This is a genomic window from Streptomyces sp. NPDC002690, from assembly GCF_053592415.1.
The window spans coordinates 18,233-27,703 of record NZ_JBSFVR010000061.1; the positions used below are offsets into that span (position 1 = coordinate 18,233).

8 protein-coding genes and 1 pseudogene are annotated in these 9,471 nt (G+C 72.9%); 3 read left to right on the forward strand and 6 right to left on the reverse strand.

What is annotated here, in order from left to right; translation table 11 throughout:
- Positions 1-45: 45 nt before the first annotated feature.
- From ACWD3D_RS11215 to ACWD3D_RS11225, 3 genes are all read right to left on the reverse strand, one after another.
- Positions 46-726, reverse strand: a complete 681-nt coding sequence (locus tag ACWD3D_RS11215) for a response regulator (protein ID WP_387363143.1) — start codon at positions 724-726, stop codon at positions 46-48.
- Positions 723-2,147 carry a histidine kinase gene (locus ACWD3D_RS11220; protein ID WP_451460631.1) on the reverse strand — a complete coding sequence of 475 codons (1,425 nt, stop codon included), beginning with the start codon at positions 2,145-2,147 and terminating at the stop codon, positions 723-725. The genes ACWD3D_RS11215 and ACWD3D_RS11220 overlap by 4 nt, the downstream gene beginning before the upstream one ends.
- A 136-nt stretch (positions 2,148-2,283) precedes the next feature.
- Entirely contained in the window at positions 2,284-3,000 is a 717-nt protein-coding gene (locus tag ACWD3D_RS11225; RefSeq protein WP_451460632.1) for an alpha/beta fold hydrolase, read from the reverse strand.
- Between the two features lie 152 nt (positions 3,001-3,152).
- Between ACWD3D_RS11225 and ACWD3D_RS11230 the strand changes: the two genes are divergently transcribed.
- On the forward strand, positions 3,153-3,965 hold the full coding sequence (locus tag ACWD3D_RS11230) for a helix-turn-helix domain-containing protein (RefSeq protein WP_451460633.1): 813 nt from the start codon (positions 3,153-3,155) through the stop codon (positions 3,963-3,965).
- Between the two features lie 37 nt (positions 3,966-4,002).
- On the opposite strand, the gene ACWD3D_RS11235 is transcribed toward ACWD3D_RS11230, so the two are convergent.
- From ACWD3D_RS11235 to ACWD3D_RS11245, 3 genes and pseudogenes are all read right to left on the reverse strand, one after another.
- The gene (locus ACWD3D_RS11235) at positions 4,003-4,938 is read right to left on the reverse strand and encodes a DUF4429 domain-containing protein (protein WP_451460634.1); all 936 of its coding nucleotides are present in this window, start codon (positions 4,936-4,938) and stop codon (positions 4,003-4,005) included.
- Between the two features lie 86 nt (positions 4,939-5,024).
- Complete coding sequence (locus ACWD3D_RS11240; RefSeq protein ID WP_451460635.1) at positions 5,025-6,236, reverse strand: alpha/beta hydrolase; 1,212 nt, start codon at positions 6,234-6,236, stop codon at positions 5,025-5,027.
- A 331-nt stretch (positions 6,237-6,567) separates the two neighbouring features.
- Positions 6,568-7,206, reverse strand: a pseudogene (locus ACWD3D_RS11245) (TetR family transcriptional regulator); the annotation flags it as partial.
- Between the two features lie 210 nt (positions 7,207-7,416).
- Between ACWD3D_RS11245 and ACWD3D_RS11250 the strand changes: the two are divergent.
- Both ACWD3D_RS11250 and ACWD3D_RS11255 read left to right on the forward strand, forming a co-directional pair.
- Positions 7,417-9,027: an MFS transporter gene (locus ACWD3D_RS11250; RefSeq protein WP_451460636.1), complete on the forward strand. Its 1,611-nt coding sequence runs from the start codon at positions 7,417-7,419 to the stop codon at positions 9,025-9,027.
- A gap of 177 nt (positions 9,028-9,204) precedes the next feature.
- A partial coding sequence (locus tag ACWD3D_RS11255) for a hypothetical protein (protein WP_451460637.1) occupies positions 9,205-9,471 on the forward strand: 267 nt, incomplete at its 3' end.

Sequence of the window (9,471 nt, forward strand, 5' to 3'; positions counted from 1 at the left end):
CGCCTGACGGGCGCCCTTCGGCTCCCCGCCTTCGGCTCCCTTTCCTCAACTCCCCGGTGTCACCAGCCCCGACTCGTACGCGAAGATCACGGCCTGTGCGCGGTCCCGCAGGTCCAGCTTGGCGAGTACCCGCCCGATGTGGGTCTTCACCGTCTGCTCGGCCAGCACCAGCCGGGCCGCGATCTCCTGGTTGGAGAGCCCGCGCGCGATCAGCTCCAGCACCTCGGTCTCCCGGGGAGTCAGCCCGTTCAGCCGGAGCGCCTGCCCGCCGCGGGAGGCGCCGGACGGCCGCTGGGCGGCGAAGTCCGCGATCAGCCGCCGCGTCACGGAGGGCGCGAGCAGCGCGTCGCCCGCCGCCACCACCCGTACCGCCGCGATCAGATCGGCCGGCGGCGCGTCCTTCAGGAGGAACCCGGAGGCCCCGGCGCGCAGCGCCTCGTACACGTAGTCGTCCACGTCGAACGTCGTGAGCATCAGCACCTTCGGGCGGTGCACCACGCCGACCGGTGGGTCCAACAGGGCCCGGGCGGCGGCGAGTCCGTCCATCTCGGGCATCCGGACGTCCATCAGCACCACGTCGGGACGCTGATCGCGGCTCACCTCGATGCCCCGGCGGCCGTCCGGCGCCTCGCCCACCACGTCGATGTCGCTCTGCGCCGACAGCAGGGCAGCGAACCCGGCCCGCACCATGGCCTGGTCGTCGACGATGATCACGCGGATGGTCACGGGGAGTCCTCCGGGGCGGTGTTCGGATCGGGCGGCAACTGAGGCGGATCGGCCGGTGGCGGTGGTGCCGGCGGTCCGGGCGGTGGTGGCGGTGGCCCGGGCGGCCCGGGCGGTACGCCACCGGTGGCGGGCGGTCCCAGCGGGAGCCGGGCCGCCACCCGGAAGCCGCCGTCCGGCAGCGGGCCGGTGTCCAGGGTGCCGCCGGTCAGCCGCACCCGCTCCCGCATCCCGACCAGGCCGTGCCCCGTACCGGACGTCTCCAGCGGAGAACCGGGACGCGGCGACGCCGAGTTGACCACCAACACGGTCACGTGGCCGCCGTCCGCCCGGACGGACACCCGGGTCGGAGCGCCCGGCGCGTGCCGCACCACGTTGGCCAGCGCCTCCTGCACGATCCGGTACGCCGACAGATCCACCGCCGGCGGCACCTCGCCGAGGTCCGCCGCGAGCGCCAACTCCACCGGCAGCCCCGTGCGTACGGTCGCCTCCACCAGCTGCTGCAACCGGTCCAGGCCGGGCTGCGGGGCCCGTTCGCCCGACGTGCCGTCGCCGCGCAGCACCGTGAGCAGCCGCCGCATCTCCGCCAGCGACTCCCGGGCACTCGCCGCGATCGAGGCGAACTCCTCGCGGGTCTCCTCGGAGAGCCCGGCCACCCGGTAGGGCGCGGAGTCCGCCTGCACGGTGATCACGGACATGTGGTGCGCGACCACGTCGTGCAACTCCCGTGCGATACGGGCGCGTTCCTCCAGCAGCGTGCGCCGGGCCCGCTCCTCCGCGCTGATGGTCTCCTGTTCGACCAGCCGCCGCTGCGCCACGCCCCGCTCCCGTACGGCGGCGCCGGTCATCAGCACCACCGCGCCGAGGACGAACAACAGCAGCGCGCTCGCGTTCGCCCGGTCCGACGCCACCGAGGAGAGCACGAGCCCCGCCGCGCCCGTGGCCAGCCACACGGCCACCAGGGTCCGCCGGCTCTCCCGCAGCCCCAGCGCGAGGAGGACGAAGAGCTGACCGACGATGACGGTCGGCGGCCAGGGCCAGACCGCGTACGGGCCCGAGGGCTCGGCGAGCAACACCAGCGCCCCGGCGACCGAGGCGAGGAAGGTGATCCACCACACCTGCAGCGGCCGGTGGGCCAGCAGGAGCAGGGGCAGCGTCTGGGCCACCGCGAGGGTCGCCGCCAACGCGCCCGGCACGCCCCGGTCGTGGGCCAGCACGTTGACGGTGACCGGCAGGAGCGCGGCGGTCAGGGCGACCACCACGACGTACGGGATCATCCGCTGCCACCGCTTCGGAGCTCCGGCGAGCAGCGCGGTGGTCGGGTGCGAGGGCTGCGACAGCCGGCCGGCGAGGGTGCGCGGGCGGCTCCGGCGAGCGGACTCGGGGGATCCGTTGGATTCGGGGGATTCAGGGGTCTCGGACATGGCCCGGCCAGCGTAGGCAGCCGACCGTCCCGCAGGCGTCATACCGGAGTGTCGGAGTGCGGGCGGCCTCGTCGTACCGGGGTAGGGGGTGCCTCCGGCGGCGGGCCGGCCCGGGCGTACCGGGCGTGGCCGGTCCTCAACGCCGGGCCTGCCGCTCGTGCGCGGCTGCTCGCCCGGACTCTCCGTCTTCGTCGAGCAGCAGGGCGGCGACCGACTCCGGGGCCTCGTGCATGGCGTCGTGGCCGGTCGGCAGAGTGTGGACCCGCCAATCGGGATCGGCCTGGAGCCGGGCGCGGAGGTCGGTGAACGGCGTCCTGTCCGCCCACCCCGAGCAGTGGACGTACTCCCGGCGGGGAACCCGCTCGACCGCCCCCGTGAGCCGGATCGTCTGAAGGAACGAGGCGAGGGGGTGAGGGCGGCGCCGGGTGTCGCCCGCCCCGGGCGGCCGGACGGCGTAGCCGGTGGCGGCTGCTCCGGCGGCGAACACCTGCCGGAAGTGGTCGTTCGTGGCGGACCAGCACGATTCGCCGTCGCGCGGGACGTACGCGTCGAGATGCATCAGCCGCGAGATCCGGCCCTCGGCCCGGTCGGCGGCTGCCGCGATCACCATCCCGGCGTAGCTGTGGCCGACCAGCGTCGCGTCGGTGACACCGGTGCGGTCGAGGTGCCGCAACACGTCGTGGGCGTGTGTGTCGAGGTTGGCGGCCGCGACCGTCGCGGCGTCGTCGTCCGGCCGCAGGCCGGTCAAGGTCAGGGCGTGCACGGTGTGGCCGGCACGCTCCAGCAGCGGAACCACCGCCTCGAAGGCCCAGGAGCCCTTCCAGGCGCCGGGTACCAGGACGAACGTCGTCATGCGTCTCCCCCTCTTTCCGTCCGGGGCGTCCTGTCCGTCCGTGGCGTCGAGGCTCACCGCCTCCACGGGCGCTCCGTGCGAGCGCGAGCACTCCCCGTCCAGGCAGTCTCACCGGGGCGGGACGCGGCGTGCCACCGCTACGATGCCAACTCATGCCTCCACGCAGCCAACCGTCCCCGACGACCGGGGCGACGTCGCACACCTGGCCTTCCGGCGGGCGGCACCTCTGGCCGTCCGGCGGGACGAGCGCATCGCGGACGCACGAGCGGGGACACCTGGTGTACGCGGCCAGTGGCGTCCTGGCGGTCCACACCGAACGCGGCACCTCGATCGTTCCCGCCAACCGGGTCGCCTGGACTCCCGCAGGGTTCCCGCACCACCACCGCGCCCACGGCGACACCGACATGCGGATCGTCTTCCTGGGCCCGGCCCTCGCCCGGCTCGTACCGGCCCGTCCCGCCGTGTTCCTGGCCACCGGGCTCGCCCGTGAGGCGCTGCTCGCGCTGACCGGCTCCCGCGACGACGGCGCCGGGCCCGACCGCGAAGGCCCCGCGCGCACCCGCCTCCTCCGTGTCCTCGTCGACGAACTCCGTGAGGCGCACGAGCAGCCGCTCCACCTGCCGGAGCCGCGGGACGACCGGCTGCGGGCCGTCGCCCGGATACTCGGCGGGACGCCGTCGGACAACGCCACGCTGACCGAACTCGGCAGGACGGTCGGAGCCGGTTCCCGCACGCTCAGCCGGCTGTTCCGCAGCGAACTCGGCATGACCTTCTACGAATGGCGCACACAACTGCGCGTCCACCACGCCCTCGTACTCCTCGCCGAGGGCCACGACACCGTACGGACCGCACACGCCTGCGGCTGGTCCAACCCGAGCGCCTTCATCGTGGCGTTCAGCCGCGTCGTCGGGACGACCCCGGGCCGCCACCGGGCCGGGGTCGCGGGGCGGGGCGGGACGCGGTGACCGCCCGCGCGCCCCGCTCTCCCCCCTGCGACTCCCCTCACAACTCCGCGAGCAGCTCGGCCTTCTTGGTGCTGAACTCCACGTCCGTCACCAGTCCCGCCTGGTGCAGCTCGCCGAGGTGGCGAATCCGCTCCGCGATGTCCGCCGGATCGCGCCGCGCCGCGCCGACCGGCACCAGCGAGGTCGGTACGGGCACGGACGGCCTGCGGCGGGCCGACTCCAGGACCGCCGCGGCGAACGGCAGCGACTCGTGGACCGGGCCGTAACCCAGGCCGAAGAGCACGGCCGCCGGGTCCTGGTCGGCCTGGGCGGGACGCCCCGCCGCACCACCCCCGGGCAGTTCACCGGGAGAGGTGACGCACGGCTGCGCGGGGACGGCCGCCGCCGGGTCGGACGGATGCGTCAGCAGCCGCAGATACCCCTCGAAGGCCTCCGGAGAGCGCCACTCCACCCCGGCCACCCGCTCCACCGGGAACGACTGGTCGCCCGCCCGCCACTTGGCACTGGACGCACCCGTCCACGACCAGCGGAAGGAGACCCGCTCCCCGTCGAAACTGGCCCGCCCGTCGTACGCCTTGAACTGCAGCGGGCCCTGCGGCGCGGAGACGAGGAAGTGGTCCGCCGACTGTCCGGCCTCCGGGCCGAGCACGGCCCGCAGCTCGTCGCGGTAGTACTCCGCGAGAGTCTCCCGGTCGCCGGGCAGGACCAGCCGGTAGGGATCGGCTCCGTCCTTCAACTGCCCCGCGGCCGCTTCCATCAGCGGGTCGGCACCGGGTCTCGGCGAGGCGTGCAGAACCACCGTGCCCCGCTTGCCCGGAGTCATACCGACCGCCGACAGCGCCGCATACGGAATGCGTCGCTCCCGCAGGCTCTGGAAGAGCCTCGGCGTACGGATGCCCCGTTCGAAGCGGATGAGCACGGAGTCGGTGTCGAACTCCCAGGTGGCATGGATTCCAGCCAGCACATCACCCATGTGCCTCATCGTATGCGGCACTCGCCCGTACGTCGCCCCCCTCGTGTCAGCCCCGATTCACCGAGCTTCCGCATGATCTACGCGCGTCAGACATCTGTTCCACCGGAAATACCGCCGCGGCACTCGCGATCCGCACGTGCGCAGCCGACCGTCGTATATGAGCCGACACCGATCGCCGCGAAGTTGCGCAGACTCTCCGTACCGGGCTCGAAGTAACCGCTGTGGCCCTGCGCGTCGCCCGCCGAGACGATCCGCGCCCCGAACTCCGGGTCCACGGGATCGGCACCGTGCCCCAGCCCGCCGACCTCCAGGTTGGGCACGTCCGCGATCCAGTCGTCCTGGTCGCGCATCGCCCACACCCGGGCGTCCGTGCCCAGCGCGGCCGCACTCGTGGACCGCATGCCGGGACTGCCCGCGACGGCGATGTCGGTGACCCGGGACGGCAGGCGGTGCGCCGCCATCCCGCACACCACGGAGCCGTAACTGTGGCAGACCAGCGACACGGTGGACTTCCCCGGCAGGGCGCCCACCAGCGCGTTCAGCCGCAGCGCGCCCTGGCCGGCGAGCCCGCCGAGGACCGCGTCCATGCCGATCCCGGCCGGCGCGGTGTAGTCGGCCCAGGCGATGACCGCGGTACGGGTGGCGGGCCGGGCGTCCCGCTCGGCGGCGTACAGGGCCCTCGCCATGCCGACCGGCGCGCTGTACGGATGGTTCTCCCGCTCCAGTGTGAGCAGTTGGGTGTCGACGCCCGGGACCACGACGGAGACCCGCTCGGCCCGGTCCAGATCGCCGAACACCTCCGCCGCGCGGCCCCGGCCCGACGGATCGAAGGACAGGATCTGCCGGTCGCCGGCGAGCATGCCGCGGAAGCGCTCCAGCCGCATGCGCGCTTCGGTGCGGCCGTCCGGGGAGAGCCCGGGATCATGGGTCCGGCGTTGTTCCACCGCCTCCGCGTCCCGCAGCGCGTGCCGGTTCGCACGGTAACGCAGAGCGACCGGTGCGCCGTTGAGGTTGCCGACCACCAAGGGGTGGTGATCGGCCAGCGAGAGCGCTTGCGTGGCTGACAGCGAGGCGAAGAACCGGGCTATCGCCGAGGACGGCGCGTCCAGGGCCGGTACGGGCCGGCCGGCCGCCCGGGCATGCGCCCAGGCGGCCAACGCCCGCACACGTGGCTCGTCGGAGGGCTGATGGCGAACGGCGGTCCACCCGGTGGTCGCCAGCATCACGAACACGACGGCTATGGCGAGCAGCGCGCGCCATGCGGTCAGGGTGGGGGAGGTGTCGAAGGAGGGATTCACTGCGGCACACCCTAGGAGACAGGTGAGGGGCCGTGGCACCCGGGTGATGTACCTCACTCGATGGAGGGGTTTGTGGGTCGTTTTTCTTACGTTCCGTAGTTACGGGGGTTGCGTGGCGTCGCCCGGACGCGGGGTGTGCGCCGGGCGGGGTGGCGCGGAGCACACGGGCGAGGGGCGCCGCGTCGCCTCAGCCGCTCGCGCACCCCGGCGGGGCCGTACCGACGGCCACGAGGGGCTCCGGCAGCGCCTCCCCGGGCGCGCCCAGCGGCACCACCGGCGGCCCCGGCACCGGCGTCGCCGCCTCGGGCGCCCCGCTGCGGGGCGCCGGGGCGCGCCAGCCGGAGGCGAGTGCCGGGCCGAGCGTGTCCAGATGGCTCCGGGCCAGGGCGCGCAGCGAGGCGAGGCTGCCGTCACCGGATCGTCCCCACAACTGCCCGGTGACGCGCATGGCCCCGGAGAAGGCGGCGACCGCCACCCGGGGCCGGGGATCGATGTCCAGTTCCAGCCCCTCCCGTGCGGCGATCACCGAGGCGACCTCCTCCTCCATGGCGATGCAGCGGCGCATGTGTGCGGCCAGCAGCGCGGGATGGGACTCGATCATCCGGAACGTCCGGACGTGCAACTCCACCGTGGCCGAAGAGGGATCGGAGAGCTCCAGCGCGTCCCAGGAGGCGAACGCGGCCTGCCGCAACGCCTCCAGCGGCGGTTCGTCCGCCGGCCGCCGCAGCAACTCCGCGAGGAATCGCGCCTCCACCATGTCCTGGGTGGCGAAGACGACGTCCTCCTTGCTCGCGAAGTACCGGAAGAACGTGCGCTGGGAGACGTCGACCGCCTCCACGATCCCGTCCACCGTGGTCCGTTCGTACCCCTGGGTGGTGAAGAGTTCGAGTGCGGCGTGCAGCAGCGCGTCGCGGGTGCGCTGCTTCTTGCGCTCGCGCAACCCGACCACGCACTCCGGGCGCCGGAACAAACCCGTCGCCCGCACCCGCTGTTCGCGTGGCGCCGCGGCGGGCTGCGCGCCCTCGCGCGCCCCGCCCCGCCGCCGTGCCGCCGGACCTTCCGTCACGTGCCGTCCTCTCCCGTCGCTTCGCCGCAGTCGGCGTTCGTGTGAGCCACCTGACAGTTACCGGTCGGCGAATTGGTTGGTCAACTGTCAGTCGCTGTCACTATTCTCCCGGACATGACTAGTCAGACCACTGTCGACAAGGCTTCCCGGGAGCCCGAAGACATCGCAGTTCCCGTTCAGGGCAAGGGACTTCGCGGCCAACCATGGCTGACGCTGTTCGCCGTGGCCATCGGCGTGATGATGGTCGCGCTCGACGGCACGATCGTCGCCATCGCCAACCCCGCCATCCAGAAGGACCTCCACGCATCCCTCGCTGACGTCCAGTGGATCACGAACGGCTACATGCTGGCGCTCGCGGTCTCACTGATCACCGCGGGCAAGCTCGGTGACCGGTTCGGCCACCGCCAGACGTTCCTGATAGGCGTCGTCGGCTTCGCCGCCGCGTCCGGGGCCATCGGCCTCTCCTCCAGCGTCACCCTGGTGATCGTCTTCCGCGTGCTCCAGGGCCTGTTCGGCGCTCTGCTGATGCCGGCCGCGCTCGGCCTGCTGCGCGCCACCTTCCCGGCCGAGAAGCTCAACATGGCCATCGGTATCTGGGGCATGGTCATCGGCGCTTCCACCGCGGGCGGCCCGATCCTCGGCGGGGTGCTCGTCGAGCACGTCAGCTGGCAGTCCGTCTTCTTCATCAACGTGCCGGTCGGTGTGATCGCACTGGTCCTCGGCGCGGTGATCCTCAAGGACCACCGCGCCCAGAACGCGCCGCGCTCCTTCGACATCGGCGGCATCGTCCTGCTCTCGCTGGCGATGTTCAGCCTCATCTGGGCGCTCATCAAGGGCGCCGAATGGGGCTGGGGCGACACCAAGACGATCGGCTTCCTCGTCGCGGCTGTCGTCCTCTTCGTGGCCTTCGCACTCGTCCAGCAGCGCGTCCGCGAGCCGTTGATCCCGCTGGCGATGTTCAGGTCGATCCCGCTGTCGGCGGGCGCGATCCTGATGGTGCTGATGGCCTTCGCCTTCATGGGCGGCCTGTTCTTCGTGACGTTCTACCTCCAGAACGTGCACGGCATGAGCCCGGTCGACAGCGGTCTGCACCTGCTTCCGCTGACCGCCATGATGATCGTCGCCTCGCCGCTGGCCGGTGCCCTCATCACCAAGTTCGGTCCCCGGGTCCCGCTGGTCGGCGGCATGGTGTGCACCGCCGTCGCCTGCTTCGGCATGTCGCAGCTGACCATCGGTACGGGCACGCTGACCATGTCGATCTGGTTCGCGCTGCTCGGCCTCGGGCTCGCGCCCGTCATGGTCGGCGCCACCGAGGTCATCGTCGGCAACGCCCCCATGGAGCTGTCCGGTGTCGCCGGTGGGCTCCAGCAGGCGGGCATGCAGGTCGGCGGCAGCCTCGGCACGGCCGTCCTGGGCGCCGTGATGGCGGCCCGGGTCGACTCCCTGCTGCCGGGCAACTGGGCCGCCGCCGGTCTCCCGAAGACCTCCGGGGAGCAGCTCTCGCAGGCGTCCTCGGCCATCGAGGTCGGCATGCCGCCCATCGCCCCGAACACCCCGCCGGAGATCGCCGCGAAGATCACCGCGGTCGCGCACGACACGTTCGTGTCCGGCATGAGTACCGCGTTCGTGGTGGCCGGCTGCGTCGCCGTGGTCGCCGCCGTGGTCGCCCTCTTCACCAAGCGCGGCGACAACGCCGAGGCCGGCGCGGGGGTCGGTCACATCTGACCCCCTCCGTCCCCGTCGCATCCGCGTCAACACCACGACCACACAGCCCCGTCGGGTCCAAACCGGCGGGGCTGTCGCCTATCCGGGTGGTCCCGCTCCGAACCGCTTCCCCGGGCACATCGCGGCAGGTCAGGGTTTGGCCAAGAGAAACCGCACGACCACGGGGATTGATCCACCATGCGCAAGACCGTCATCGCGGCCGTCCTGGCCGCCACCGCTCTCGTTCCCGCCGCCTCGGCCGTCGCTCCGGCAGCCACACCCAGGGCGCCCGGGGGCACGTACACCACCGTGACGACCACCGACGCGGCCCGGTCCGCCGGCACCACCCGCTCCGCCGCCGGGGCCGCGGCCGATGAAGTGTCTTGGGGGACGCTTCATGGCAAGGCGTTGGCCGGGGCACGTGCACCGGGGAGCTTTGAGCGGCCCTCCCGTACGGACCCCGGC

Bases quoted from the DNA above. Each gene is read 5' to 3' on its own strand.
- ACWD3D_RS11220 (WP_451460631.1), bottom strand. From the start codon at position 2,147: ATGTCCGAGACCCCTGAATCCCCCGAATCCAACGGATCCCCCGAGTCC.
- ACWD3D_RS11225 (WP_451460632.1), bottom strand. From the start codon at position 3,000: ATGACGACGTTCGTCCTGGTACCCGGCGCCTGGAAGGGCTCCTGGGCC.
- ACWD3D_RS11230 (WP_451460633.1), top strand. From the start codon at position 3,153: ATGCCTCCACGCAGCCAACCGTCCCCGACGACCGGGGCGACGTCGCAC.
- ACWD3D_RS11235 (WP_451460634.1), bottom strand. From the start codon at position 4,938: ATGGGTGATGTGCTGGCTGGAATCCATGCCACCTGGGAGTTCGACACC.
- ACWD3D_RS11250 (WP_451460636.1), top strand. From the start codon at position 7,417: ATGACTAGTCAGACCACTGTCGACAAGGCTTCCCGGGAGCCCGAAGAC.